Source organism: Nitrospirillum iridis (genome assembly GCF_014205765.1).
Classification (GTDB): Bacteria; Pseudomonadota; Alphaproteobacteria; order Azospirillales; family Azospirillaceae; genus Nitrospirillum; species Nitrospirillum iridis.
Genome location: NZ_JACIIZ010000016.1, coordinates 114,627 through 141,462, shown reverse-complemented (window position 1 = coordinate 141,462; position 26,836 = coordinate 114,627). Strand labels below are relative to the sequence as shown.

Annotated in this window: 25 protein-coding genes; 6 read left to right on the top strand and 19 right to left on the bottom strand. The window is 67.1% G+C overall.

Translation table 11 applies throughout. The features are described from left to right. The first annotated feature begins 263 nt into the window (after nucleotides 1-263). Complete coding sequence (locus tag FHS74_RS24320; protein WP_184806550.1) at nucleotides 264-1,088, top strand: DUF2189 domain-containing protein; 825 nt, start codon at nucleotides 264-266, stop codon at nucleotides 1,086-1,088. Here the strand turns inward: FHS74_RS24320 and FHS74_RS24315 are convergent. The 3 genes from FHS74_RS24315 to FHS74_RS24305 all read right to left on the bottom strand — a co-directional run bounded on the left by FHS74_RS24315 (nucleotide 1,081) and on the right by FHS74_RS24305 (nucleotide 2,765). Then, nucleotides 1,081-1,584 (bottom strand): hypothetical protein, encoded by a 504-nt coding sequence (locus FHS74_RS24315; protein WP_184806548.1) that lies wholly within the window; start codon nucleotides 1,582-1,584, stop codon nucleotides 1,081-1,083. The genes FHS74_RS24320 and FHS74_RS24315 overlap by 8 nt on opposite strands. A 118-nt stretch (nucleotides 1,585-1,702) precedes the next feature. Next, nucleotides 1,703-2,224: a hypothetical protein gene (locus FHS74_RS24310; protein ID WP_211106523.1), complete on the bottom strand. Its 522-nt coding sequence runs from the start codon at nucleotides 2,222-2,224 to the stop codon at nucleotides 1,703-1,705. Beyond that, nucleotides 2,208-2,765 (bottom strand): DUF5655 domain-containing protein, encoded by a 558-nt coding sequence (locus tag FHS74_RS24305; protein ID WP_184806544.1) that lies wholly within the window; start codon nucleotides 2,763-2,765, stop codon nucleotides 2,208-2,210. Before FHS74_RS24305 ends, FHS74_RS24310 begins: the two co-directional genes overlap by 17 nt. Nucleotides 2,766-2,868: 103 nt before the next feature. Here FHS74_RS24305 and FHS74_RS24300 point away from each other — a divergent pair, with 103 nt between their 5' ends. After that, entirely contained in the window at nucleotides 2,869-3,588 is a 720-nt protein-coding gene (locus FHS74_RS24300) for a helix-turn-helix transcriptional regulator (protein ID WP_184806542.1), read from the top strand. Here FHS74_RS24300 and FHS74_RS24295 read toward each other — a convergent pair. Next, the gene (locus FHS74_RS24295; RefSeq protein WP_184806540.1) at nucleotides 3,585-4,814 is read right to left on the bottom strand and encodes an FAD-dependent monooxygenase; all 1,230 of its coding nucleotides are present in this window, start codon (nucleotides 4,812-4,814) and stop codon (nucleotides 3,585-3,587) included. The genes FHS74_RS24300 and FHS74_RS24295 overlap by 4 nt on opposite strands. Before the next feature lie 246 nt (nucleotides 4,815-5,060). Here FHS74_RS24295 and FHS74_RS24290 point away from each other — a divergent pair, with 246 nt between their 5' ends. Beyond that, a complete protein-coding gene (locus tag FHS74_RS24290; protein WP_184806538.1) occupies nucleotides 5,061-5,525 on the top strand; it encodes a hypothetical protein in 465 nt (154 codons plus the stop codon). 15 nt (nucleotides 5,526-5,540) lie between these two features. On the opposite strand, the gene FHS74_RS24285 is transcribed toward FHS74_RS24290, so the two are convergent. The 4 genes from FHS74_RS24285 to FHS74_RS24270 all read right to left on the bottom strand — a co-directional run bounded on the left by FHS74_RS24285 (nucleotide 5,541) and on the right by FHS74_RS24270 (nucleotide 8,708). Further along, the gene (locus FHS74_RS24285) at nucleotides 5,541-6,344 is read right to left on the bottom strand and encodes a class I SAM-dependent methyltransferase (protein ID WP_184806536.1); all 804 of its coding nucleotides are present in this window, start codon (nucleotides 6,342-6,344) and stop codon (nucleotides 5,541-5,543) included. Beyond that, a complete protein-coding gene (locus tag FHS74_RS24280; RefSeq protein ID WP_184806534.1) occupies nucleotides 6,341-7,336 on the bottom strand; it encodes an Ig-like domain-containing protein in 996 nt (331 codons plus the stop codon). Before FHS74_RS24280 ends, FHS74_RS24285 begins: the two co-directional genes overlap by 4 nt. 150 nt (nucleotides 7,337-7,486) lie before the next feature. After that, nucleotides 7,487-8,197, bottom strand: coding sequence for a cytochrome b/b6 domain-containing protein (locus FHS74_RS24275; RefSeq protein ID WP_184806532.1), 711 nt, complete (start codon nucleotides 8,195-8,197; stop codon nucleotides 7,487-7,489). 7 nt (nucleotides 8,198-8,204) lie between these two features. Next, nucleotides 8,205-8,708: a c-type cytochrome gene (locus FHS74_RS24270; RefSeq protein WP_184806530.1), complete on the bottom strand. Its 504-nt coding sequence runs from the start codon at nucleotides 8,706-8,708 to the stop codon at nucleotides 8,205-8,207. Nucleotides 8,709-8,949: 241 nt separating this feature from the next. Between FHS74_RS24270 and FHS74_RS24265 the strand changes: the two genes are divergently transcribed. After that, nucleotides 8,950-9,534 (top strand): LOG family protein, encoded by a 585-nt coding sequence (locus FHS74_RS24265; protein WP_184806528.1) that lies wholly within the window; start codon nucleotides 8,950-8,952, stop codon nucleotides 9,532-9,534. A gap of 215 nt (nucleotides 9,535-9,749) precedes the next feature. Continuing rightward, entirely contained in the window at nucleotides 9,750-10,973 is a 1,224-nt protein-coding gene (locus FHS74_RS24260; protein WP_184806526.1) for an NADP-dependent isocitrate dehydrogenase, read from the top strand. A gap of 189 nt (nucleotides 10,974-11,162) precedes the next feature. Here the strand turns inward: FHS74_RS24260 and FHS74_RS24255 are convergent, their stop codons facing one another. The 9 genes from FHS74_RS24255 to FHS74_RS24215 all read right to left on the bottom strand — a co-directional run bounded on the left by FHS74_RS24255 (nucleotide 11,163) and on the right by FHS74_RS24215 (nucleotide 24,030). After that, nucleotides 11,163-11,522, bottom strand: a complete 360-nt coding sequence (locus FHS74_RS24255; RefSeq protein ID WP_184806524.1) for a GcrA family cell cycle regulator — start codon at nucleotides 11,520-11,522, stop codon at nucleotides 11,163-11,165. A 409-nt stretch (nucleotides 11,523-11,931) separates the two neighbouring features. Then, nucleotides 11,932-13,383: an NADP-dependent isocitrate dehydrogenase gene (locus FHS74_RS24250; RefSeq protein WP_184806522.1), complete on the bottom strand. Its 1,452-nt coding sequence runs from the start codon at nucleotides 13,381-13,383 to the stop codon at nucleotides 11,932-11,934. Between the two features lie 244 nt (nucleotides 13,384-13,627). After that, nucleotides 13,628-14,821: a vWA domain-containing protein gene (locus FHS74_RS24245; protein ID WP_184806521.1), complete on the bottom strand. Its 1,194-nt coding sequence runs from the start codon at nucleotides 14,819-14,821 to the stop codon at nucleotides 13,628-13,630. 105 nt (nucleotides 14,822-14,926) lie between these two features. Continuing rightward, on the bottom strand, nucleotides 14,927-16,273 hold the full coding sequence (locus tag FHS74_RS24240; RefSeq protein WP_184806518.1) for a carbohydrate porin: 1,347 nt from the start codon (nucleotides 16,271-16,273) through the stop codon (nucleotides 14,927-14,929). A gap of 106 nt (nucleotides 16,274-16,379) precedes the next feature. After that, entirely contained in the window at nucleotides 16,380-18,071 is a 1,692-nt protein-coding gene (locus FHS74_RS24235; protein WP_184806516.1) for a methyl-accepting chemotaxis protein, read from the bottom strand. A 182-nt stretch (nucleotides 18,072-18,253) separates the two neighbouring features. Further along, entirely contained in the window at nucleotides 18,254-18,832 is a 579-nt protein-coding gene (locus FHS74_RS24230; RefSeq protein ID WP_184806514.1) for a hypothetical protein, read from the bottom strand. 236 nt (nucleotides 18,833-19,068) lie between these two features. Further along, nucleotides 19,069-19,914 (bottom strand): AAA family ATPase, encoded by an 846-nt coding sequence (locus tag FHS74_RS24225; RefSeq protein ID WP_184806512.1) that lies wholly within the window; start codon nucleotides 19,912-19,914, stop codon nucleotides 19,069-19,071. 155 nt (nucleotides 19,915-20,069) lie between these two features. Next, entirely contained in the window at nucleotides 20,070-22,757 is a 2,688-nt protein-coding gene (gene alaS / locus FHS74_RS24220; protein ID WP_184806510.1) for an alanine--tRNA ligase, read from the bottom strand. A 226-nt stretch (nucleotides 22,758-22,983) separates the two neighbouring features. Next, nucleotides 22,984-24,030 (bottom strand): hypothetical protein, encoded by a 1,047-nt coding sequence (locus FHS74_RS24215; RefSeq protein ID WP_184806508.1) that lies wholly within the window; start codon nucleotides 24,028-24,030, stop codon nucleotides 22,984-22,986. Between the two features lie 196 nt (nucleotides 24,031-24,226). On the opposite strand from FHS74_RS24215, the gene FHS74_RS24210 reads away from it, so the two are divergent. Next, nucleotides 24,227-24,727 (top strand): DUF2867 domain-containing protein, encoded by a 501-nt coding sequence (locus FHS74_RS24210; RefSeq protein ID WP_184806506.1) that lies wholly within the window; start codon nucleotides 24,227-24,229, stop codon nucleotides 24,725-24,727. Between the two features lie 60 nt (nucleotides 24,728-24,787). Here the strand turns inward: FHS74_RS24210 and FHS74_RS24205 are convergent, their stop codons facing one another. Together FHS74_RS24205 and recA are read right to left on the bottom strand one after the other, a co-directional pair. Beyond that, nucleotides 24,788-25,294 (bottom strand): DUF2380 domain-containing protein, encoded by a 507-nt coding sequence (locus FHS74_RS24205; protein ID WP_184806504.1) that lies wholly within the window; start codon nucleotides 25,292-25,294, stop codon nucleotides 24,788-24,790. Nucleotides 25,295-25,518: 224 nt separating this feature from the next. After that, complete coding sequence (gene recA / locus FHS74_RS24200) at nucleotides 25,519-26,562, bottom strand: recombinase RecA (protein ID WP_211106522.1); 1,044 nt, start codon at nucleotides 26,560-26,562, stop codon at nucleotides 25,519-25,521. Nucleotides 26,563-26,836: the final 274 nt, after the last annotated feature.

Here is a 26,836-nt window from a genome sequence, read left to right as displayed (position 1 = left end):
GCCTGGGTTCCCCCCCGGGGGCCTCCCCGGCAGCTTTCCCAGGCGTTATCCGTCGGGCGACGGCGCCGATGCTCCTACAGTGTTGGCACTGTGATAGCGGGCACACCCAACCGCATTGACCTGCGTCAAGCCGCCATCCATCCGCTTGGCGTATGGTTGGGTGAGTGACGGAAAGCGGAGGGCCCGGCGACAAGGGCGCTTGATAACCGCTTCACACGGTGGTTGGCTTGCAACCTGTGGCGGCTTTGGGCGGAAGGACGACCATGACGGCGACGACGGAAGAATCCCTGGTTCCGGTTTTCAGCACCCCCTCTCCCGCCGTGCGGCGGGTCCCGGTCGACCGGCCGTGGCTATGGCTGCAACGGGGGGCGGCCGATCTGGCGGCCACGCCGTCCATCAGCCTGGGCTACGGCCTCGCGCTGGCGGGGGTGGGCTTCCTGGCCACGGCCCTGGCGCTCCTGAACGGCTGGCTGGCGTTGCTGCTGCCGCTCACCGGCGGCTTCATGCTGCTGGCGCCCCTGCTGGCCGTGACCTTCTACGAATCATCCCGCCGCCAGGAACAGGGGCTACCGCCCGACGCCCATGCCTGCCTGGTCGCCTGGCGGGGCAACCTGCCCTCCATCGCCGCCTTTGGAATCGTGCTGCTGCTGGTGCACCTGTTCTGGGTTCGGCTGGCAACCCTGCTTTACGCCCTGCTGCTGGGCGGGGCGCACGCCGGTCCGGAGGGGGTGGCCGCCGTCCTGCTGACGCCGGCGGCCCTGCCCTTCCTGGTGGTGGGCACGGTGCTGGGGGCGGCGTTGGCGCTGGCCACATTCACCATCAGCGTGGTCACCTTGCCCATGCTGCTGGACCGCGACGTCGGTGTCTTCATGGCCGTCGCCACCAGCGTGACGGCGGTGCGCGCCAGCCCGGGTGCCATGCTGTTGTGGGCGGGGCTGATCTCCGGCGCCGTGGCGGTGGGCATGGCCACGCTGTTCGTCGGCCTGATCCCGCTGCTGCCCCTGATCGGGCACGCCAGCTGGCACGCCTATCGCGACGTGGTGCGCCTGCCCGCCGCGACGGGCGCGGCCGGCGGCGCCCTCAGCTGAACTGCAGCATGGACGGCGCCTTGTCGATGATCTCTTCCAGGATCATCTCCGCCGTCTCCAGCTCGCCGCGGATCGATTCGTTCAGGCGGTTGGCGTATTCCGGCTTGCGCAGCTTCTCACTGGCGTCATAGAGGCTGCGCAGCTCGGTCACGAAGATTTCGCGGGCGCCCAGCGGCAGCACCGTCTTGGCCGACAGCACGAAGAAAAAGCGCATGCTGGCCCGCACCAGCAGGCTCAGCATCAGGGTGTCCAGCTGGGCGTAGCGTTCGCGCATATCATCGACGTTACCCTCCATGCTGCGCAGGCGGCCCTCCACCAGGATGCACAGGGCGCGGAACTCCCCGACCTTATTGCGGAAGGCGTTGTAGGCCTCGAAGCTGTCGCGCGCGGCCGCAGCCTCCGCTTGCTTGGCGAGCTGGGTCGATTCCCGCGACTGGCGCTCGAGCGCCTCCAGCAGGCCCACCACTTCCTTGCGGGTGTAAACGCGTCTGACCACGGGTTGCCATCCTGCTGAAGGACTGTTCAGGCCCTGTATACCGGCGCCCCCGCCCCGAACATAGCCCCTACAGGCGGGCACCCGGCATGCACGAAAAAGAATGCGGGCGCAGCCCCCATTACGGGCGGCGTGACAAGGTTCCCTCGGCAAAGACCGCGAAGGTCGGCCGCGGGCCCGGCGGGGCGATCTCAAATCGAACCGACAAGTGGGCGGCGTCCGCCTCCGTATAGGTCAGCCGGAAACCCGGCGCCTCTGGCACCGGGTCATTGACGAACTGGACGCGCCGGCCCGGTGTCAACTCTGACACATGATAGTGGATCACATGTCCCGCCGAATCGAAGAAATCGGCGCGCAGGCGTCCGTCCTCAACATAGACGGTCATCATCATGTCCAGGTCGCCGCCATCGGGCATATGCGTCCTGTCCCGGCGCACCAGGATGGCACCGTTCAGATCCGGCCCGATGTCAGAGGTGCCACCCCGGTTAGGGGCGGTGACCGGCCCCCGCTCCGCATCCCAGTGCCCGGTCAAGAAGGACAGCGACGCCAGGGCTTCCACCGCGCACGCCCTGTCGGCCATGACGGTCAGCGCCAACGCCAGCAGGGCCGCGCCAATCCGTTGCCGGTCAAACCGCCTCATCATACGCCTCCCGTAGCCAGCCCAGCACCTCGGCATCCAGATCGGCCGGCGTGGACAGCTTCACCCGGTGGGTGAACATGGCGTTGAAGCTGCCCGAGGCTTCCAGCCGCCCGGCCGGCGCCTGCGTCTTCAAGATCAGGCCCAGATCGACGCGGGTGCGCGTCGTGGGTTGAATCAGGGCGAACTGCTTGCGTCGGCGCAGGCTGACATTGGCTTTCTTCGGCGCGACCTCGACATCGGCCCCAAAACGGGCGGCGGCGGCCACCAAGGCGTCATAGAGGGGACGCAGTTCCAGCTTGCCCTCGAACAGGTGCGCCACCGGGTCGTCAGCCGAGCGGGGCACGGCGGCGGTGAGCGCGCACTTGGCCACATGATTGGCGTAGCCATGGCCGAACCCATGGTCCGCCTTCAGCCACGCCACCATTTCCCCGTGCTTGACCAAACCGCGCGCCCGGATGCGCTCCACCCAGACGGCGACAGGCTGGCCCGACGCCGCCTCGATGTTTCGTTCCAATGTCGCGACCGCGTCTTCCACCGACGCCATGGCTGCGCCCTCCCGGTTGTCTTTGGTCCACACCCCCGGATGTTTCCGGGGGCCACCGCTATCGTGCATTCTAGGATCAGGCTGTTGACAGCATGGTGGCAAGATGGCGCGTCGGGCGGAGAGGGTGTTGATGCTGCTGGACCTGCTGCGGGGCCGCCCGGTGGTGACCGCCGCCATACTGGCCGAGGCGCTGGAGGTTTCCACCCGCACCGTCTATCGCGATATCGAGGCGCTGCTGGCCGCCGGCGTTCCCATTCGGGGGGAGGCCGGCGTGGGCTTCAGCCTGGGCCAGGGCTATTTCCTGCCGCCCCTCACACTGACGGAGGATGAAGCGGAGATCCTGGCGTTCGGCGCCCGCGTGTTGAGCATCTGGAGCGACGGCGCCCTGGCGGCACAAGCGGAGATGGCGCTCACCAAGATCCGCGCGGTGTTGCCCAAGGCCGCCCGCGACAGCGCCCAGCGCGAGATCCTATGGGCACCGCCCTGGGTGACCCGCCAGCCGCCGGCCATCGACCTGCTGCAACTGAAGCGGGCCGCGCAGCAGCGCCGCTACCTGCGCATCACCTATGAGACCCTGAACGGCACGATGAGCGACCGAACGGTGAGGCCCCTGTCGCTCAGCTTCTTCGGACCCGTCTGGTTGCTGATCGCCTGGTGTGAGGACAAGGCGGACTTCCGCTGTTTCCGCCTGGATCGGCTGCGGCGATCGGCGGTGCTGGACGACACCTTCCGGGATGAGCCCGGCAAGCGCCTGGCGGACTTCCGCCGCGCCAAGGGTGAAGCCGTGGCACGGGAGATCGCTGGCGGCGTCGAACACGGCTAGCGCATGGCCCCCAGCCGCACCGGCCGTTCCCGCCGTGAGACCGGCAGTTGCGACAGCCCCAGGGCGATGCGTCGCTGCAGGGCGCGGTTGCCGATCACCCAGGGCAGGAGGTGGCGGCGCAGCAGTCGCCCCCACCAGCCGTCCGCCATCAGCCCCACGCGCGAGATCAGGTCCGTGCCGCGCAACACCCGGCGCGCCACCGGCAGCCGGTCCTGGGCATAGCGATCCAGGACATCGTCGCTCCCGCCCCGGCGCAGCACCTCGGTCAGCCGTGCCCCCAGGTTCAAGGCGTCCTGGATGCCGGTGTTCATGCCCTGGCCGCCGGCCGGGCTGTGGATATGGGCGGCGTCGCCCGCCAGGAAGACCCGGCCATGGCGCAACCGTTCCACCATGCGGTGGTGGATGGTGAAGCGGGTCAGCCACGTCGCCTCCCCCAGCACCAGGGGCAGGCCGGTGACGGTGCGGGCCAGGGCGGCGAAGTCGACCAGGTCGATGTCGGCATCGGCCGCCGGCACGTCACCCTTGGGGATCACCACCAGGCGGCACAGGCCCGGCCGGTCCGGATCGCGCAGGGGGAAAAAGGCCATGGCCCCCGCCTCCGTGCTGAAGAAGCGCACGGAGTCGCGGCCCAACTCCCAGTCCAGGACCACGTCAGCCAGCAGGAAGGTGCCGGGGTAGGAGCCGCCGGCGAAGGTCGCGCCCACCTGATGGCGCACGGCGCTATGGGCGCCGTCGCAGCCGACGACATAGGCCGCACGCACCGTCTCATGGGTGCCGTCCGGGTGACGGATGGCACAGCGCACACCGTCCCGGTCCTGCGCCAGGCCGGTCAGTTCCTGCCGCCAGCCCACGGTCACGCCCTGGGCCGCCGCCTGTTCCGCCAGCAGTCGCTCCGTTTCCCCCTGCGGCAGCACCAGGACGAAGTTATAGGGGCTGGGCAGCGCGCCCAGATCCACCGCGATAGGCGGCCGGGCATCCAGATGGAAGCGGACGGTGCGCACCGGTTGGCCCGTTGCCACCATGCGGGCCGGCAGGCCGGCACCGAACACGTCCGACAGGGCCTCAAGCGTGCCGGCATGCACGCCCAGCGCCTTGGATTTGCGCGAGCGGCCCGCCGCCTTGTCGATCACCCGGACGGCGACGCCGACGCGCCCCAGCATGGCCGCCAGCACCAGGCCCGTGGGACCCGCGCCCACCACCAGCACCTCCGCATCCGTCCCGCCCATCTTCAGCACCTCCCAAATCGGCCACCAGGACCGTCTCAGTTACTTCTTGTTAGTCCTTCTGCCGATATGCTCCCGTCCAGCGCGCCAGACGACGCGCCTTGGCGATAGGGCGCGCGCCATCCCATTTGGGGGATTGGTGTGGACGGCCGGTGGCACCAGAGGTTAAGCATGACGGCGATTGGTTTGGCTGTTGAACTGCAAGGTGGTTCATCCCGCCGCCAGACCGCGTGGGTTGAGAGGGCGTTCATGGAACAGGCGATCGTCACAGTCCAGAACCTTGCGGGCTTGGCGCAAAGCACCCAGGCGGGAATGCCGCTGGGCAAGGACGCCCTGCTGTTCGGCGAGGATGGCACGGTCCAGCTGAACCGTCAGCGCTCCCCCTCCCGGCACCATTTCTATCTGGACGGCCTGATGTTCCACGTGTCCATCACGCCGCAGGAGGACAGCACCCTGTTCCAGATCTGGGCCGAGGTGGGGTTCATGCCTTACACCATCGAAGCGCCGGAAAAACGCGCCAAGCTGCAGGCCATCCTGCGGGCGACATCCAACCTGCGCGCCGCCCGCTTCATCGTCGATGAGCAGCAGAAGGTCCTGGTGCTGGGCCAGCAGGAGGTGCCGGGCCACGTCAACCTGACCGACCTGATGTATGAGACGGTGCAGTTCATCCAGGAGGCGCGACCCTATCTGCGCGTCTTCGGCAGCTATTTGTAAGCCACCAAAAGCAGATCAGAAATAAAGGAAATCCGGGAACGATGGCCCCGCCGGTCCGGACTTCTCGCACAGGACGAACATATCGTCGCCTCGCAGGTCCCGCGAATAGCCCCGCTCATCCAATAGACGGTCGATTTCCGGCCTGTCGCCGGACCAGAACACCTCCGTCCATAACCGATTGACCGTGAAGCCACCATGCTCCACGAGTTGGCGCAGCAACTTGGGGCTGTATTCCAGGTTGTGGCGATCGTTGGACAGGTCCTTGCGGTAAAAATAAAACCACGTCGGCACGTCGTGCGTCAGAATCCGGAAGATGTGCTCCGTGCTGCAAACGTTGGGCGTGGTGATCAGAAACTTGCCGCCGGGCTTCAGGATGCGATTGACCTCGCGGATGCAAAAATACGGGTCGGCCGCGAAGTGTTCCAGCACTTCGGCCAGCACCACCAGATCATAACTTTCATCGGCCACCGGCAAACGGGTGCGCTCCGCATCCAGGTCGAAAGTACGATACGCATACTCCTCGCCATCAAAGGGATAGCGGCGATGGTCGACGAGCGGCACATCCCCTTTGGTCTCGTAGACCACACCGTCGGCATCGGCATAGCCAAGCATCTGGCGCATGGCCACGGGAAACAGGCCGTAAGTCCCGATCTCCAGCCCACGGGCACCAGGGCCGCCGGCGGGCGGCAGCGCCCGCAGGGTTGCCAGGAAACGCTTGCGGTGATCACGGACATACTGTTTCAGGAATTCGGGCGCAAGCTCACCGTAGGTCGTCATGTAGGCGTCAAACACGTCGCCGGTCAATTCGGGCTGTGTCATGGCTGAGCTTTCGCTGGGCTGGCTCCACCCGTCGTGGGCAGGATGAAGATCTGGCCGGGATAGATCAGGTTGGCATCGCGGATCTGGTCCTGGTTGGCCTCGAAGATGGTGGTGTACTGGATTCCTTCGCCGTAGAGGTGGCGGGCCAGGGTCCACAGATTGTTGCCCGGCACCACCACCACGGCGCGGCTGTCACTGTCGGCGATGGGCTGGCGTTCGAAGGTCACCTCGGCGCGGGCCGCCACCTTGCCGTCCGTGCCCACCTGATCGACACGCAGGGTGTAGCGGCCGGGATCGAGCAGGCGTTCCGGGGTGATGGACCAGCGGCCCGCCAGGTCGGCGGTGGCGCGGCCCACCAGGGTGTTGTCCACGTACAGCTGCACCTCCGCCTTCGGCGGCGCGTCGCCGCCCACGGTGACGGCGCCGGCGCGGTTGTAGTCCACCGTGTCGATGGCGACCGTCAGCGACTTGTCGCCCTTGCCCGGCGCCTGCAGCACGCGGCTGCCGCCCCGGCGGGGGGTGACGACGGCCAGGGCGGCGCCCGTCTCGTTCTGCTTGCGGCCGGCGACATCGCGCTTGGCGTCGGGCACCACCAGGGTCACCGCCTCATCCGCCGCGACTTCCGTACCGTCGGCCATCTTCATCTTCAAGGACAGGGTGCGGGAGCCCGCCGTCAACGGCTGGGTCGGGGTCAGCACCCATTCGCCATGCTTGTCCGCCGTGACCGTGCCCAGCACCGTGTCGCCATCGGCGACGGTGACGACGGCGCCCGGCATGGCGCGGCCGGCGATGACCACAGTGCCGTCGGGGCTGACGCGCACGACATCAAAGGTGGGAACGGCGCTGGGGCCGGTGGGGGCCTCGGCTGTTGCCGGGGCCGACTTCTGCGCGGGGTTCGCGGCGCGCTCGGCCTGCATATGGGACAAGCCCCAGACCAGCAGCGCCAAAGCGCCCACGCCGACGACGGCGGCAATGACCTTGTTTTGCGTCACAGTCGGTTCCTTTTGCCATTCTCCCGGCGGCAGGCCCCCGGCCACCGGTTTTTTGAGCCCCCCGATCGACACCAGGTGCCGCCCGAAACTGGGTACCGGCCCGGAATAGCCCGGTGGCGCCCACGCGATCAAGCACCGATCGTCCCGGTTTCAGGCGAAGGCGACCAATCCGGCCACCAATGCCATCGCCAGCGCCGCCGCCAGCGCCGCCCGCCGCAGCGGCACCCAGCCGTGGGCGCGACCCCTCGGCGCCGGAGCCTCCCCCGGCAGGGAGGTAAGGCGTTTCCAGCCGGTGACCATGGGGCGCACCAGGTTCTCACGCTTGACCAGCAGATAGAGCAGCACCGCCCCGATGTGGACCGCCACCAGCACCTGGATCAGGCTGAAATTGGCGTGGTGCAGGCGGCGCGCCAATTTGGACAAGAAGCCGCTGACCCGGTGGGCCAGCGGTCCCTCCTCCATCCCGTCATCGTCGACGGCGAACAGGCCGGTGGCCACCTGGGCCAACAGCACCGCCAGCAGGGCGACCACGGCCCAGCCGCCCAACGCGTTGTGCCCCCGCTCCGGCGGCAGCGGGCCGGGCATGGCCATGTGCCGCAGATGGCGCAGCACCACCGCCGGCCCCTTGAGGAAGCGGGCGAAGCGCGCCTGGTCGCTGCCCGCCACGCCCCAGAACAGGCGGAACAGCAGCAGCGCCAGGGCGGCGTAGCCCAGCTTGAAGTGCAGGGCCAGATCATCGTGGGTAGCCGTCCACCACAGGCCAGCGAGATCGGCCACCAGCAGCCAGTGGAACAGCCGGATGGGCAGGTCCCAGACGGGAACACGGTTCCCGGGAATCCTGCCCTTTTCCGTGGACGCCATACCCGGCTTACTTCTTCTGGCGGTAGGTCTCGTGGCACTGCTTGCAGGTGCCGCCCACGGCCTGCACCGCCTGGCCGATGGCGGCCTTGTCGGCACCGACCGGCAGGTCCAGGATCTTGTCCAGCGCCTGGGCCATGTCGGTGAAGCCCTGGCGGAACTTGGCCTGTTCCTGCCAGATGACGGGCAACGCCTCGCTCTCGCCCACGCCGACGGCGGTGCCCTCGGTGAACTGGTCGGGCAGCCCCTTGGTCACGGCGGCCATGGCGGCGGCGGCGGCGGCCACGTCCTGGGACGTGCCCTTGTCATCCTTCAGGTAGCCCTGGAAGATCTTCATGCCACCGCCCAGCTTCTTCATGTCCTGCTGGCGGGCCTTGACGATTTCCGTGGGGTCCAGCGCCGCGGACGCGGTGGCGCTGCCCAGCAGGGCCATGGCTAAACCGAAGACGGCGGTGGCCTGTGCCAAGCGGGCTTTGCTGTGGGTATGCGGGACATCACGAAAAGCATGCGGCATTCTTCTCTCCTGCCTTGATTGCAACCACTTATTCTATGGCCTTGCCCGCCATCCATCCGGAGCGCCTACTGCCATCCTGCGCCCTGCACGGCCGGCTGGACGGGCTTGCGGTCGGCCCCCAGGGATGGTGTAACGGGCCGTCACCTGTCCGGCAAGTCCCGCTGGCCATTTCCGGGGGGCGGTTTCCGGACGGCGGCATCCCGGGTCCGCGGCGGCGGCCCGTTCCAAAAGGATGAAAGGAATGTCCAAGGTGCGTAGCGTCTGTGTCTATTGCGGGTCTTCGGGCCAGGTGTCCGCGGAATACAAGAAGGCCGCCCACGATCTGGGCACCCTGATCGGCCAGGCCGGCCTGCGGCTGGTCTATGGCGGCGGCCGGGTGGGCCTGATGGGCATCACCGCCGACGCCACGCTGGCGGCGGGCGGCGAAGTGGTGGGCATCATCCCCGACCACATCCAGTCGCGTGAGGTCGACCATGGCGGCCTGACCGAGTTGCACGTCGTCGACAGCATGCACACCCGCAAGCGCATGATGGTAGAGCGTTCCGACGCCTTCGTCATCCTGCCCGGCGGCCTGGGCACGCTGGACGAGGCGTTCGAGATCATCACCTGGCGCCAGCTGCAGCTGCATGACAAGCCAGTGGTGATCGCCAACATCTGTGGCTATTGGAACCCGCTGCGCGACCTGCTGACCCACATCCGCGCCACCGGCTTCGGCCGGGGCGAGATCGAAAGCTATTACACCTTCGTCGACACGGTGGACGCCATCATGCCCGCCCTGCGGCGGGCGCCCGATTCCGTGCGGCAGACCCAGGTGCAACAGCTGTGACCATGCGCGGCACAGGACGCGGGGGGCACCGTTGCGGGGACCGCACGGCCGCCGCCGTCCCGCTTGCTTGATCGCGGCGCCTGAATGGGCTCTTATACCGGCCGTCCGATAAAACCGGTCGTTTCTTACCCTGGAAGCGGCCTTGGCATATCGAGGCGCACGGGATCGCGCGCCGGTTGGTCATAAAAATTACCTATACGCAGAAGGCATTGAGAATGCAGAAGATCAAGGTTGCCAATCCCGTCGTCGAGCTTGATGGCGATGAGATGACCCGCATCATTTGGCAGTTCATCAAAGACAAGCTGATCCTGCCCTACCTGGATATCGACCTGAAGTACTTCGATCTGGGCATCGAACATCGCGACGCCACCAACGACCAGGTGACCGTGGACGCGGCCGAGGCCATCAAGAAGTACGGCGTGGGCGTGAAGTGCGCCACCATCACCCCGGACGAGGCCCGCGTGGCCGAATTCAGCCTGAAGAAGATGTGGAAGTCGCCCAACGGCACCATCCGCAACATCCTGGGCGGCACCGTCTTCCGTGAGCCCATCATCTGCACCAACGTGCCGCGCCTGGTGCCGGGCTGGACCAAGCCCATCGTCATCGGCCGCCATGCCTTCGGCGACCAGTACCGCGCCACCGATTTCAAGGTGCCCGGCGCCGGCAAGCTGACCATGACCTTCACGCCGGACGACGGCGGCGAGGCGGTCAGCTACGACGTGTTCCACTTCCCCGAGGCCGGCGTGGCCATGGGCATGTACAACCTGGACGAATCGATCGCCGGCTTCGCCCGCGCCTGCTTCAACTACGGCCTGCAGCGCGGCTATCCGGTGTACCTGTCGACGAAGAACACCATCCTCAAGGCCTATGACGGCCGCTTCAAGGACATCTTCCAGGAAATCTTCGACGCCGAGTTCGCCGAGCGCTTCAAGGCCAAGGGCATCGTCTACGAGCACCGCCTGATCGACGACATGGTCGCCTCCGCCCTGAAGTGGGATGGCGCCTTCGTCTGGGCCTGCAAGAACTACGACGGCGACGTGCAGTCCGACACCGTGGCGCAGGGCTTCGGCTCGCTGGGCCTGATGACCTCCGTGCTGCTGACCCCCGACGGCAAGACCGTCGAGGCCGAAGCCGCCCATGGCACGGTGACCCGCCACTACCGGGAACACCAGAAGGGCCGCCCCACCTCCACCAACCCCATCGCCTCCATCTTCGCCTGGACGCAAGGGCTGTCCTACCGCGGCCAGTTCGACGGCACGCCGGAGGTCACCAACTTCGCCAAGACGCTGGAGAAGGTGTGCGTGGAAACGGTCGAGTCCGGCTTCATGACCAAGGACCTGGCCATCCTGATCGGCCCGGACCAGCCCTGGCTGACCACCCAGGACTTCCTGGCCAAGCTGGACGAGAACCTGCGCACCGCCATGGGCTACGCCGCCTGAGGCTACGCGTCAGTTCGAAAAAGGAACGCCGGGCGGAACACCTCCGCCCGGCGTTTTTGTAACGACGTCCGCTTGCCGGCGGAGCCGTTGGGCCAAACGCAGTGCCTTTTGGACCAACACCGCACATACGAAAGCCCCCGCCGTCACCAGCGGGGGCTTTCTCAATTTCAAGCGTCGTGAAAGGCGGCCTCAGGCCATGACCAGCTTGCGCTCGTCATCCCGCTTCTTGGCGGGCTGGTAGGCCATCTGGGCGTGCTCACGGCAATAAGGCATGCCGGGCAGCGAGGGGCAGCCGCAGAAATGGAAGTCGGCGTGCTTGGGGTCGCCCACCGGCCATTTGCACATGCGCTCGTTCAGCGACAGGATGGTGGCGCCACGGGTGGGCTTCTTCTTGATCGGCGACGGCCGGCCCGACAGGCCCAGCCGGTGCGCCTTGCCGATCACCGCGTTGCGGGTCACATTGCCCAGCAGCTCGGCGATCTCGCTGGCGCTCATGCCCTGGCCCCAAAGCTGGCGCAGGCGATCAATCCGCTCGTCAGTCCAACTCATTGACGCTTTTTCTTCTTCCATCGAAGCCCTCGCTCCATCAGCCCCCATTTATCGGCGGGCGCAAAGTTCTGCTGTCACCGCCGAGCGCCCCGCTCCAGCAGTCGATACCGGGAAATTCCCACAACAAGATTTGGTATCGAGATGACGTGGAGACTACCAAACTTGCCAAAGCCTGAACAGGTGATTCGACTCGTTTTTTTGACCGCGGATACAGAATCCAAGACCAAAAACGGCGGACCGCCTAGGGAAAACATCGCACCCCCTCCTTAGGGATATGCCGCCCGAGTAAACACAACCCCTGGGGCGGAAATCGTCATTTACCCCCCATTAAAGGGGGTGGGGAGGTGGGGCGCGTCCAGGACGGGGCCCGCCGACAGGGGACCACGCCCCCATCCACGGGCCCATCCCATCACTGGCCGGCGGCGGCGGAGAAGCCGTTGGCGCCGTCAAAAGTGTAGAGGCTGGAGCTCTGGACGAAATCCAGGCCTTCCTTGGCGACCCGGGCCAGCAGCTCGACCACCTGGCCGTGCTTCAGCTCCTCGGCGCCATCGGCCATGACGCGGCAGCGCCAATGGTCGGTGCAGAAGGTTTCCGGCGCGCCGTCCGGCCACACCTTCTGGCCACGGTTGGACACCATGACCAGCTTCAGGCCCGGCGGGATCAGGGGCTGGAACAGCGCGGCCATGTCGTCACCGGTGCCGCCCTTGCGTTCCAGGAACACGTCGACGCCCACCAGCTTCTTGGCCTGGGCCGGCGCGCCCTTCAGCGCGATGCCGCTGAAGCTGCTGGCCACACCGGCCGGATAGCTGGCGGGGACCAGCGTGGCCGGACGCTCGCCCAGGCGGTCGACCAGGTTGGCGGCGAAGTCGCGCGTGCCGATGCGGGCCTTGCTGACGCCGCGCTTGAAGATGTCGACGGTGTGGATGCCGTCCTCGATCATCTTCAGCCAGGCGTTATGGATGCGCTCGGCCGCTTCCGACTGGCCGATGTGGACCAGCATCATGACCGAGGCCAGCAGCAGGCCCGACGGGTTGGCGATGCCCTTGCCGGCGATGGTGGGGGCGGAACCGTGGATGGCCTCGAACATGGCGCACTGGTCACCGATGTTGGAGGAGCCGGCCAGGCCGACCGAGCCGGTGATCTGGGCGGCGATGTCGGAGATGATGTCGCCGTACAGGTTCAGGGTGACGATGACGTCGAAATGCTCCGGCGTGTCGGCCAGGCGGGCGGCGCCGATGTCGACGATCATGCTCTCCGCCTCGATGTCCGGGTACTCGGCGGCGATCTCGTCGAAGACCCGATGGAACAGGCCATCGGAGATCTTCATGATGTTGTCCTTCACGAAGGCCGTCACCTTGCGGCGATGGTTGGCCCGCGCGTATTCGAAGGCGTAGCGGATGATCTTTTCCGACCCGGGGCGGGAGATCAGCTTCACCGCCTGCGTCACTTCCTGCGTCTGGCGGTATTCGATGCCGGCGTACAGGTCCTCCTCGTTCTCACGCACGATCACCACGTCCATGGCCGGGTGCTTGGTGGCGACGAAGGGGGAATAGGAGACGCAGGGGCGGATGTTGGCGTAGAGGCCCAGCGCGCCACGGATGGTCACGTTCAGGGACTTGTAGCCTCCCCCCTGGGGGGTGGTGATCGGGGCCTTCAGGAACACCTTGGTGCGGCGCAGGCTGTCCCAGGCGCCCGGCTCCATGCCGTTCATGATGCCGCGGCGGTACACGCTCTCGCCGATCTGGATTTCCTCATACTCGAGGTTGGCGCCGCTGGCGGCCAGCACCTCAAGCGTGGCGTCCATGATCTCAGGCCCGATGCCGTCACCACGCGCGATCGTGATCTTGGTCGGAGAATTCATCTTCTCTGTCATCCTTGGCACTAGCGCCTTTCCCCAACCATCGGGGGACATGGCGCGGTTTGGGGGGCGCGGCTAAGGGGGGACCACCGCGACCGGGTCAAAAATTTTGAGCCCGCGCGACACTATGCTTCCAACCACATCCGGGCAACTGTGCTTTGGACGCCCCTGCCCCATTCGGCATGCGGGGGCCTAACCCTTGTTCCGTCAACAAACTGCCAGATTGGGCCGCGTCGCCATCCCCCCCTCAGTAACTCAACTCCCTCATCCCCGCCTCCAGCCCTTGCAGGGTCAGCGGGTACATGCGCCCCTCCATCAACTGGCGGATCAGGCCGATGCTGTGGGTGTAGGGCCAGTGGGCCTCATTGACCGGGTTCAGCCAGATGGACCGGCGGTAGACGTCGAGCAGGCGCCGCAGCCACACCTGCCCCGCCTCCGCGTTCCAATGCTCCACCGCCCCACCGGGGTGGGTGATCTCGTAGGGGCTCATGCTGGCGTCGCCCACGAAGATCAGCTTGTAGTCGGCGGGATAGGTGCGCAGCACGTCGAAGGTCGACATCTGCTCCGTCCGCCGGCGACGGTTGTCCTTCCACACGCCCTCATAGACGCAGTTGTGGAAGTAGAAATACTCCAGGTGCTTGAATTCCCCCTTGGCGGCGGAGAACAGCTCCTCGCACAGGCGGATGTGGTCGTCCATCGACCCGCCGATATCCAGGAACAGCAGCACCTTGACGGCGTTGTGCCGCTCCGGCCGCAGCTTCAGGTCCAGATGGCCGGCGTTGGCGGCCGTGGCGCGGATGGTGTCGGGCAGGTCCAGCACCTCCGCCGCCCCGGTGCGGGCGAACTTGCGCAGGCGGCGCAGCGCCACCTTGATGTTGCGGGTGCCGAGTTCCACCGTGTCGTCCAGATTGCGGAATTCCCGGCGGTCCCAGACCTTCACGGCGCGGCGGTGGCGGCTGCCCTCCTGGCCGATGCGCACACCCTCAGGATTGTAGCCATAGGCGCCGAAAGGGGAGGTGCCGGCCGTGCCTATCCATTTCGACCCGCCCTGGTGGCGGCCCTGCTGTTCCTTCAGACGCTGGGCCAGCGTCTCCATCAGCTTGTCCCAGCCGCCCAGCGCCTGGATCTGCGCCTTCTCCTCCGCGCTCAGATGGCGCTCGGCGAGCTTGCGCAGCCACTCCTCGGGCAATTCCCGCGCCGCCACGTCAGCCTCGCCATCGCCGGCCGCCCCTTCCAGCCCCTTGAAGACATGGCCGAAGACGACATCGAAGCGGTCCAGGTTGCGCTCGTCCTTCACCAGGATGGTGCGCGACAGGTGGTAGAAGTCGTCCACGCTGTAGCCGGCGACATGGGCCGCCATGGCCTCCATCAAGGCCAGGTACTCCCGCAGGGTCACGGGAATGCGGGCCTGGCGCAGCTCGAAGAAGAAGTTGGTGAACATGGGGCTTGGGCAAATCCGGGGAACGCGTCCGCCCGCGCAGTGTACGCGAGCGGCTGCGGGCCGGCCAGGGGAACGGGCGCCGAGGAGCCGGCGCCCGTGTGGCGCTCACCTGCGGCCCCGCGGGGCCAAGCCCAGAACATCGGCGATATCCACCGTGAACTTCAGCCCCACGACCAGGGCGTCGCGCGGATTGTCACGGGTGAAAGGCCGATTGGTGACATCGGGATTGATGATGTATTGCAGATTGGGTGAAACGCGGACGTCGGGCGTGATCTGGACGCCATAGGCCAGTTCCATCATGATCTCGCGGCGGGCCGCCGCCACGCCGCTACCGACGCTGGCGCGCGCCGCCGCGATGCGGGCCAGCGTCAGGTCACTGAACTCCTGGTCGGTGATCACGAAGCCCAGGGTGTCGTGCTCCCGCCCCTCGAACAGGCCGGTCTGCACGAGGCCCAAGGCGAAATAGCGATCCTCGACCGCGCGGCCCGACAGCTTGGTCATGGCCACGCCGAAGACGGAAAGCGTCCGCTCCGGCGCGGTCGCGGACCGCCAGACCACCTGATCGAACCGGCCGAACGCCCCCCAGCGTCCCTTTTCGGTCACGCCTGGCTGGCCGGTCAGCACCGACGGCCGCCCCGACGCATCGTTCAAGGGGTCGGCGTAAGTGGAGCTGTCGTACCAGCCACCGACCTGGTAATGCCCCGGATGGTCCGATCCCCGGCCGCCGGGCGCGTATCCCAGTTCAAAAGGCACCACCGCGCCGGTGGCGCCGGCGGTGCTGAAATGCAGTCCGTGGCCATTGGCGGCCTGATCCCGGGGATTCACCTCGTAAGCGCCGACATGCGCATAGACGGCGTCGGTCAGGTCAGCCTTGACCCGGCCCGCCCAGCTGCTGCCCGGCGCCGAGGTGTAGTTGCTGACATGGTTGACGAAAACCGGGTTGCCACAAATGGCGTTGTTCTGGAAATGACAGTATAGGGAGCCATTGAGGAAGGCGGCATTGGCCACCATCCGGCCAGCCTCGACATCCACCCGCCCATCCGCCAGCTTCTTTTCCAGCGTCAGGGCCAGCAGATGCAAATTCTGCAAGCCATAGACCTCTTGCACCGAGGTGTTGTTGCCGATGGCATCGGCGGCAAGGTTGCGGCCATGCCTTTGCGTCAGCGCGGCGTGCAGTAGGGTGTTGTCCAGACCCAGGACCCTGTCGAGGTCGACATCGACGCCGGCATGAAGCTGCCCGGCATAGGCACTGCCTTGTCGCAGGCCCCCGCTGGGATTCGCCGCCGCCTCCCCGGTGTAGTCCAGCGCCAACGACAGCCCCGCGCGGGCGAGGCGGTCGCCGAGGGCCGGTGCCGCCGGGTCGGGGCTTTCGGCGGCGTTTCCCCAGAGGGGCAGGAACAGGCCGACGGTCAAAAACAGGCCGGCGATCTGCGGCATGGGGGGTTTGCGCATGGGGAAAGCTCCACCGTCCACGAGACGTGGTGGGGGCGTGGGCGCGCCCTTGAAGGACGCGCCAGCACCAAGAATAGAGGGGAAGGGAAAGGGTGCGCGGCCGCGGTTAGGCGGTGCGGATTTCCCGCAGGAAGGTGTCGACCTGCTGCTTCAGCAGTTCGCCATTCTTGCTGAGATCGTTGGCGGCCGTGTGCACCTCGCTTGCGGCGCTTCCCGTCTCCTGCGCGGCGTCGCTGACCCGCGAGATGGTGTGGGAAACGTCGTTGGTGCCTTGGGCCGCCTGCTGGACGTTCCGCGTGATCTCGTTGGTGGTAGCCGCCTGTTCCTCAACGGCGGAGGCGATGGTGGTCGAGGCCTGACTGACCTGATTGATGATCTCGGTGATCCCCTGGATGGATTTCGCCGACGCCTCCGTCGCCGCCTGCATGCCCGTGATCTGGGCCCGGATCTCTTCCGTGGCCTGCGCCGTCTGATTGGCCAGGGACTTGACCTCCGAGGCGACGATGGCGAAGCCCTTGCCGGCATCCCCAGCGCGGGCCGCCTCGATGGTGGCGTTCAGGGCCAGCAGGTTGGTGCGGCTGGCGATGTCGTTGATCAGCGTCACCACTTCACCGATGCGCTGGGCCGACTGCATCAGGCCTTGAACCTCGCCATTGGTGCGGTCGGCCTGGGTGACGGCGTTGGCGATCATCCCGGTGGAGCGGGAAACCTGCGCCGTGATCTCCTGGATGGAGGCGGACAGTTCTTCCGTGGCCGCCGCCACCGTCTGCACATTCTGCGTCGCCTGCATGGAGGCGGCGGCCACCGTGCCCGCCTGACGTGCCACATTGTCGGAGGAGGAACTCAGGGTCTGCGATGTCGCCAGCAACTCCGTGGCCTGCGCCGTCACCCCGTTGACGATGCCGCCAACCCGGCTTTCAAAAGCGCCGGCCAAGTCCAGCATCGCCTGGCGGCGTTCCTTTTCCGCCCGCTGCTTCAGGGCCTCCTGCTCGGAGCGCAGGCGGTCGGCCTCGATCATGTTGTCCTTGAAAACCGCCACGGCCTGGGCCATGGCGCCAACCTCGTCCTGCCGGTCCCGGGCCGGAATCTCAACCAGGGTGTCGCCCTCCGCCAGGCGCTGCATCGCCTTGGTCATGTGCACGATGGGGGTGGCAACGACACGGGTGAGGCTCCACGCCATGATCACCGCGAACAGGACGGACAGGCCGCTGCTGACCAGCGCCACGGCGGTGGCCGTGTCCAGCGCGTCTGTCTGAAGCACGGCCCGCTGCACCAGCAAATCGCGTTCGACCTTATCCATTTCGGCCACTTTGGCGCGGATCGCATCCATGGAGGCCTTGCCCGCGCCGCCGGATTCCAGCTTGCGCGCCTGCTCCATCGTCTCCGGCTTGGCCATCAGCCCGATTTCCTTTTCGGCCACGTCCCGACGCCACGTCTGTTCGAAGCGGCGTATGTCATCAAGGCGCGCCTGCTGTGCTGGATTGTCCGCCGTCAGGGACTTCACCTCCGAGAACGCCGCGTCGAAGGTCGCCTGGCCCTTGTGATAAGGCTCCAGGAACTGGGTATCGGCGCTGACCAGATAGCCGCGCACCCCCGTCTCGCCATCCACCATGGCGGCCATGGCGGTGCTGAGCCCCCCAAGAACCTTGTAGGTGTGTTCCGTCCATCCCGTCGTCTGCCGGATGGTGGACAGCGCCCGATAATTGATGACCGAGGCAATCAACGTGACGGCGACGATGATCGTGAACGCGGCCGCAAGTTTGCGCCCGACCCTCATGGAGGACAGAAAGTTCAGCATTTGACGCGACCCAAAGAGTTAATCCAGAGGTCGCATCCTGACGCCTAGAAGTTAAAAATGACCTAAATCAAAAAAGCAGCTGGATCATACTTATTATATACTAAAGAGTATAATTCATTGCTTGGTTAAGCGTCGCTAACTCCGGAGTTCCGTCGGCTGCGGAGCAATGGCGCCGGAATAGTTCAGGGACTCTGCGCCTCCGTGTCCGGCCGCAGCAAATGGGCGACGCGGACGGGTGCGAGCGCCGACGGGTCACGGAAGGGGCGCTGCAAGATGGCGATGGGGCGGTGGGCACCCGCCGCCAGACCCTGGCCGATAAGCCTCAGGCGCGTCAGGGCGGCGGCGCCGACCTCCTCCCGCCGGATGGCGATATCGGCGGGCAACCCCGACAGCAGGGCACCGGTGTAACGGGTGTAGACGCCCAGCGCCCGCCGCCCGTCATCCCGGCCATCGATGGCCAACGGCGCCGATGCGGCCGGGGGCGCCGGCGCCTTGGCCACCTCATCGGCGGATTTCGGCGCCCATAGCGACCGGTATCCCGCCAGGCAGACCAACGCGGGCACAGGCTCCGGATGCGCCGGCAACAGACCCAACAAGCGGGCGAAGGGGGGAACGCGGTCGGCGGGCGGGGCGGCGTTGACCGCGTCGGCGCACACCATCTCCAGCCCCAGTCCGGCGCTGGCCCAGGCGGCCTGGGGCAGCGCCACCAGCCCACCCAGCATGATCACCACACCCCACCGCCGCACGACCCCGGAACCCATGACCACACCCTCTGCCCACTGTTGAGACGTCAACAGTGTTAGCGCAAACAGGGCGGGATGGGCTGTGATTTATGTTGCAGTGCACACGGGATCGCCCACAAACGGCCGATGGACACAACGGTCAATGGCTTGACTTGGCGTCACATTCCCTTTTCAACCGCCCCTGGCGCCGGGGAGGTTTGCAGCGAATTCAGATGTCGCGGCGCAGCATCGCGGTAGGGCACAACGGCCCCGCCCTACTCCCGCTCCCGCCGCGCCAGGAAGGCCAGGCGCTCGAACAGGTGCACGTCCTGCTCGTTCTTCAGCAGGGCGCCGTGCAGGGGCGGGATGGTCTTCCTGGGCTCGCGCTGGCGCAGCACCGCCGGGTCGATGTCCTCGATCATCAGCAGCTTGATCCAGTCCAGCAGTTCTGAGGTCGAGGGCTTCTTCTTCAGGCCCGGCACCTCGCGCACCTCATAGAACAGGGTCAGGGCGTCGCGCAGCAGGTCCTGCTTCAGCTTGGGGAAGTGCACATCGACGATGCGGGCCATGGTCTGGGCATCGGGGAAACGGATGTAGTGGAAGAAGCAGCGGCGCAGGAAGGCGTCCGGCAGTTCCTTCTCATTGTTGGAGGTGATGATGACCACCGGGCGCTGCTTGGCCTTGATGGTCTGCCCCGTCTCGTAGACGAAGAATTCCATGCGGTCGAGTTCCTGCAACAGGTCGTTGGGGAATTCGATGTCCGCCTTGTCGATCTCATCGATCAGCAGCACCGGGGCGGGGTCGGCCTCGAACGCCTCCCACAGCTTGCCCTTGCGGATGTAGTTGGCGATGTCGTTGACGCGGGCGTCACCCAACTGGCCGTCGCGCAGGCGGCTGACGGCGTCGTACTCGTACAGGCCCTGCTGCGCCTTGGTGGTGGACTTCACATGCCACTGCAGCAGCGGCCGGCCCAGGGCGTTCGCCACCTCCTGCGCCAGCACGGTCTTGCCGGTGCCGGGTTCCCCCTTCACCAGCAGGGGGCGCTGCAAGGTGACGGCGGCGTTGACGGCGACCCGCAGGTCGTCGGTGGCGACATAGGTGTCCGTCCCTTGGAATTTCATGTTTGTGTTCCCTCAGGCGCCGGGGCGGGCGCATCCGCGCCCTGGGCCTATCCTCACTTTTCAGTCCGCTGACGCTCCCCGAAAAGCTCCGGCGGACGCGGTCGCGTCCTACGACGGCATAAGACCATTCCCATGCCGTCGCTTAAGGATGGCGATCAGCCGGCGATGGCGGCTTCGACCGCCGCCACGGCGGCGTCGGCCTTGTCGGGCTCGCTGCCGCCGGCCTGGGCCATGTCGGGGCGGCCACCGCCGCCCTTGCCGCCCACCGCCGCCGCCGCGACCTTCACCAGATCGACGGCGTTGAAGCGGCCCGTCAGGTCGGCGGTGACGGCGGCGACCAGGGTCACCTTACCTTCACCCTTGGCCACCAGCAGGACGATGCCGCTGCCGATCTGGCCCTTGATCTCATCGGCCAGGGGCTTCAGGTCCTTGGCCTCGATGCCGTCCAGCACCCGGGCCGACAGCTTCACGCCGTTGATCACCTTCTCCGGCGTGGCGGCGGCACCACCACCCCCGCCCAGCGCCAGCTGGCGCTTCAGGTCGGCCACTTCCTTTTCCAGGCGGCGGCGATCCTCCATCAGGGTGGCGACGCGGGCCGGCACCTCGGCGGCGGACACCTTCAGGGCGCCGGCGGCGGCCAGCAGGCGACCCTCCTGCCCTTCCAGGTAGTCGAAGGCGCCGCGACCGGTCAGGGCCTCGATACGGCGCACGCCAGAGGAGACGGCCCCTTCGGAGACGATCTTGAACAGGCCGATATCGCCGGTGCGGCGCACATGGGTGCCACCGCACAGCTCCACGGAGTACTGGCGGCTGGCGCCCTCCGCTTCACCGCCCCCATTTGGCCCGCCCATACTGACGACGCGGACTTCCTCGCCATACTTCTCGCCGAACAGCGCCATGGCGCCCTGTTCGATGGCCTCCGCCGGGGTCATCAGGCGGGTGACGACCTCGCTGTTGCCCAGGATGCGGGCGTTGACCTCGGCCTCGACCACGCGCACGTCGTCATCGCTGAGCGGCGTCGGCTGGCTGATGTCGAAGCGCAGGCGTTCCGCCGACACCAGCGAGCCCTTCTGCGAGACATGCTCGCCCAGGCGCTGGCGCAGGGCCTCGTGCAGCAGATGAGTGGCGGAATGGTTGGCGCGGATGGCCGAGCGGCGGCGGCCGTTGACGCGCAGTTCCACCACCTGTCCAGGCTCCAGCGTGCCATGGGTGACGGTGCCGATATGGGCGAACAGGGCGCCCAGCTTCTTCTGCACGTCGCTGACGGTCACTTCCAGACCGCCGGCATTGCCCGCACCCGGGGCGAAGAGGGCGCCGCTGTCGCCCACCTGGCCGCCAGACTCGCCATAGAACGGTGTCTGGTTCACCAGGATGATGACGTCCTGGCCAGCCCCGGCCTTGTCCAGCTTGTTACCCTGGCGGTCCAGCACGGCGGTGACCTTGCCCTCGGCGGTCTCGGTGTCGTAGCCCAGGAACTCGGTGGCGCCCAGTTCCTCCTTCAGCTCGTACCACACACGCTCGGTCGCGGCCTCGCCGGAGCCGGCCCAGGCCTTGCGCGCCTCGGCCCGCTGGTGGGCCATGGCGGCGTTGAAGCCCTCGATCTCCACGGCGCGGTTGCGGCCGCGCAGCACGTCCTGCGTCAGATCCAGGGGGAAGCCGTAGGTGTCGTACAGCTTGAACGCCACCTCGCCCGGCAGCGCCTGACCGGAGCCCAGCTTGCCCTCTTCCTCATCCAACAGCTTCAGGCCCCGGTCCAGCGTCTGCTTGAACCGGCTTTCCTCCAGCCGCAGGGTCTCGGTGATCAGGGCCTGGGCGCGCTGCAGCTCGGTGTAGTGGCCGCCCATCTCGCGCACCAGGGCGGGCACCAGCTTGTGCATCACCGGATCACGGGCGCCGATCATGTGGGCGTGGCGCATGGCGCGGCGCATGATGCGGCGCAGGACATAGCCGCGGCCCTCGTTGGCCGGCAGCACGCCGTCGGCGATGAGGAAGGAGGAGGCGCGCAGGTGGTCGGCGATCACCCGGTGCGACACGGCGTGCGGGCCGCTGGGGTCGGAACTGGTGGCCTCGGCCGACGCGGCGATCAGCGCCCGCATCAGGTCGGTGTCGTAATTGTCGTGCACGCCCTGCAGCACGGCCGCCAGGCGCTCCAGCCCCATGCCGGTGTCGATGGAGGGCCGGGGCAAGGACACCCGCTCCTCCTTCGTCACCTGCTCATACTGCATGAACACCAGATTCCAGATCTCGATAAAGCGGTCGCCGTCCTGCTCCGGGCTGCCGGGGGGGCCGCCGGGGATGCCCTCGCCATGGTCATAGAAAATCTCGGAGCACGGGCCGCAGGGACCGGTGTCGCCCATGGCCCAGAAATTGTCGGCCGTGGGAATGCGGATGATGCGGTCGTCCGACAGGCCGGCCACCTTCTTCCACAGGCCGTGGGCCTCGTCATCGGTGTGGTAGACCGTGACCAGCAGCTTGTCCTTCGGTAGGGCGAAGGTCTTGGTGATCAGGTTCCAGGCGAGCTCAATGGCGTCGGCCTTGAAATAGTCGCCAAAGGAGAAGTTGCCCAGCATCTCGAAGAAGGTGTGGTGCCGGGCGGTGTAGCCCACATTCTCCAGATCATTGTGCTTGCCGCCGGCGCGCACGCACTTCTGCGAAGTGGTGGCGCGGGTGTAGGGGCGCACCTCGTTGCCGGTGAAGACGTTCTTGAACTGCACCATGCCGGCGTTGGTGAACATCAACGTCGGATCGTTGCGCGGCACCAGCGGGCTGGACTCGACCTCCGTGTGGCCGTTCTTCACGAAGTAGTCCAGGAAAGCGGAGCGGATCTCGTTGGCGGTCTTCATCGGGCAACAGCCTTAAGCATGCGAAGGAACACCCCGGGGCGCGAAACACCGGGACAGGGTTTGTAGCGTGCGGATACGGGGGCTGTCCATGGGATGGGGGCGATGAAACACCCCGGGGGCACGGCTTTTCACCGCTTTTCCCTGTCAACCAGGCGCGGATACCGGCCGGGTGGAGACCGTCCCGGCCCCTATCCCCTGCAAGGGCGGGGGCGACGGAAGCCCCCCATCACACCAGCAGCAAGGTGTTGTTGGGTGTCGCGATGACCGTGGGCGTGGCGGACACGGCCGGCGCCTCACCGGCGGCCAGGTTCTGGTCGGCGGCGTCCACCTGCTTGGCCGCGTCGGCGATGTCGCGGCCGCTGTGGTCGGCGTCCGAAGCCTCGCCCGGCTTGCGCTTGCGGTCGAGGACGTTCTTGGCCTGGTTGTAGACGCTGCGCGCTTGGTCCATCAGGGCGCGGACATTGCCCATGAACTCCATGCGTTCCTTGCGCGCCGCCGTCGCCTCCTCGGAGCTGGAGACGGAGATGGTTCCCGGCTTGTCGGCTTTGGCGTCGGCACCCGCCGCCTGGGCGTCGCCGGCTTGCACGGTGGCATCGGCGCCGGCGGTGGTGGTGGCCTGGGTGGATCCGGTCTGGGTCGACGCGCCCTGGGTGGGTGTAGCCTGGACGGGTGCGGCCTGGGTGACGCCGGCGGCGGTGGCCTGGATGGCGGCGGCGTCGCTGCCCACGGCGGCCACGTCCGTGGCGGCCCCGCCGGTGCCGGACGCGCCGGTAGCGACGGAACTGGCGCCGCTGGCGCCACCCACCGCGGCGCCGTTCTGCACGGCACCGGCATATTCCTGCGCGGCGGAGCCTAGGGACTTGGCCACGTCCGCCGCCTCGCGCGCGATGCGGGCGGCCGCCTGCTTGTCACCCATGGCGGCGGCCAGCTGGGCGCGCAGGCGCAGGGCCTTCAGCTGGCGCTTGGCGTTGTCCACCTTGTCCTGGGCGGTCTTCTTGTCGTTGTCGGCGGCCTTCTGCTTGATCTGCTTGTCCAGCGTCTTGGCATCGGACTGCAGCTTGGTCAGCTTCTTCAGCGTCTTCTCATCGACGAAGGCGCCGATGGCGCCGGCGGTGTCGCCCTTGCGCAGGGCGTCGGCGACCTTTTGCGCGCTGATCTGGGAGGTGGCCTGGGAGGGCTGGCTGAACAGCGACGTCTGTTGCGCCGCCGTTGAGGCGAAGTTCTGCGCCTGATAGGAACCTGAGGCGTATCCGCCGGTGGTCGACACCATCATCCATTCCCCTTTTGGGTCTGACGATTTTCGCATTCATGCGATGGGCGGATGATACGCTTTTGATGTCAGTTTTGCAACTAACAGCCCCCTCCCCCTTTGGGGGTGGACATGACAGCCGTGGTGTCGCCGGCCGTCGCGCGCGCCCTGGGCCCAGGCTATGGTGCGGCCAGCCTTCAGCCCTTGATCAGGTGCGCCCATGACCATTCAGGAAGTCACCCCCGAGGCCGGGACCTGGACCCTGTTGCCCGGCGCCCAGTTCGCCGACGCCTTCCGCCTGGCGCTGCCGCCATCGGCAGGCATGGACGCCCCCACGGCGGCGCGGCGCATGATGGCGACCTCCCCCGCCTGGGTCAGCGGGCTGGTTGCCCTGCGCAACGCCCTCGTGGCGCCGCTGGGCCTGAAGGCGCCCCAGCCGGCCGACGACGACGACGACGACGCGGACCGCATCGGCATCTTCCCCGTCATCAGCAGCGGGCCGGACCGGGTGGTGCTGGGCATGGCGGACAAGCATCTGGACTTCCGCGCCGTGGTCGACGTCCGCCAGGACAGCGCCAGCTGGCAGGTCACCGCCACCACGGTGGTGCGCACCCACAATTGGCTGGGCCGCTTCTATCTGGCCGTGATCATGCCCTTCCACCGGCTGGTGGTGCGGGCGATGCTGGCGCAGGTCCGCCAGCCGCAATCCAACGGCATTTGATCCCCACGGCTCAAATGCCGTTTCACGCCCAAGGGCGATTCAGCCTTCGGGCGATCTGCGCTACAGCGGCAGTTCCTCCAATTCGCGGGCGACGAAGAGGGCCATGCGCCGCCAGGCCTCGTCATTGTCACCCCGGAAGGACAGGAAGCGGTCCAGCACCAGCGTGTTGCTCCCGATATCCAGGACCTGGACCTTGGCGCTCAGCAGCAGGGTGCTGGTTTTGTGCACGCCCCCCAGCAGCAGCAACCGGGCACCGGCCCGGCGGGCGGCATCCACCAGCGTGGCCGGGTCGGCACCCCGGCAGGCCGACCGGCCGCAGTCCAGGGACACCACGCGGTACCGTCCGCCCTTGTCCAGGCCGGCACGGATGCTGTCGTCCAGGCCCCGCAGCCGGCCCTCATGCTCCGCGTTCTGATCCTTGGCCTCCCCCGACGTGTCGACGAAGTCGAAATCGGCGACGGCGATGGGGGCCGGCGCGCCAGCGGCACGGGCGCCGCTCGGCGGCGGCGCCACCAGCAGGCCGGCCAGCAGCGTGGTGAACCACATCGCCCTCAGGACACCCGCCATTCCCCCCTCCCCTCACCGCCATCCCCCGCCGGGGCGACCAGGCCCCGGGGCCTGGCCCGGATCATGGGCGACAGTGTAATCCGCCGCTTGGGACAATGCGCCGCGCCGCTGGCGACCCAGGCCTAAAGGAGGAGGGCGGTCACGGAAAAGGGCGAGCCGTCGCCAGCCCGCCCTTTCCTGAAATCACATCGGTCATGGGGGGCCGGATCACACCGGCCCCACCATCACTCGGGGGTCTCGGCGTCGCCATCAGCCTCGGGCGAGCCCACCATCATGGCGCCGGCGACCAGGCCGGCGTTGGCGCGGACCTTGTCTTCAATGGCCTTGGCGATGCCCGGGTTGGTGCGCAGGAACTGCTTGGCGTTCTCACGGCCCTGGCCGACGCGCTGGCCGTCATAGGAGAACCAGGCGCCCGACTTCTCCACCACACCGGCCTGGATGCCGAGGTCGATCAGCTCGCCCACCTTGGACACGCCCTCACCGTACATGATGTCGAACTCGACCACGCGGAAGGGCGGGGCCAGCTTGTTCTTCACCACCTTCACCCGGGTCTGGTTGCCGACGATGTTGTCGCGGTCCTTGATGGCGCCGATGCGGCGGATGTCCAGGCGGATGGAGGCGTAGAACTTCAGCGCGTTGCCGCCGGTCGTCGTCTCCGGGTTGCCGAACATCACGCCGATCTTCAGGCGGATCTGGTTGATGAAGATGACCAGGCAATTGGACTTGGAGATGGACGAGGTCAGCTTGCGCAGCGCCTGGCTCATCAGGCGGGCCTGCAGGCCGACATGGCTGTCGCCCATCTCGCCTTCCAGTTCGGCGCGCGGCACCAAGGCCGCCACCGAGTCCACCACCAGCACGTCGATGGCGCCGGAGCGCACCAGCGTGTCGGTGATTTCCAGGGCCTGTTCACCGGCGTCCGGCTGGGAGACCAGCAGCTCTTCCACATTCACGCCCAGCTTGCGGGCGTAGGAGGGGTCCAGCGCGTGCTCCGCGTCAACGAAGGCGCAGGTGCCGCCGCTCTTCTGGGCTTCGGCGATGGCGTGCAGGGCCAGCGTCGTCTTGCCCGAGCTTTCCGGCCCGTAGATCTCGACGATGCGGCCACGCGGCAAGCCACCGATGCCCAACGCGATGTCCAGCCCCAACGAGCCGGTGGAGATGGCATCCACCTCCATCGACGCCTCTTTGGCGCCGAGCTTCATGATCGAACCCTTGCCGAACGCGCGTTCGATCTGGCCGAGAGCGGCGTCGAGGGCCTTTTGCTTATCCATGGGTGTTTCTACCAGACGAAGTGGTGCCGACATCTTGCTGTCCCCCTCCTTGTCGCATACGGCCAACGGGCGTTCAACGGCTGTGGTGAGGCAGACCGTACATGGTCTGTTCCCCTGTGGGAAGGGGTTTTGTTTTTCGTTTGTTCTTTTTTGTTCTCGTTATGATGCCCCTCGACACCGGTTCCCGGCATCGCCCCTTCCGGCGTCCCCGGTTTTACCCCGGGGGGCGGCCGACCCGCCCGGAGTCGCCCCCCGAAAGGGGACCATCCTGCCA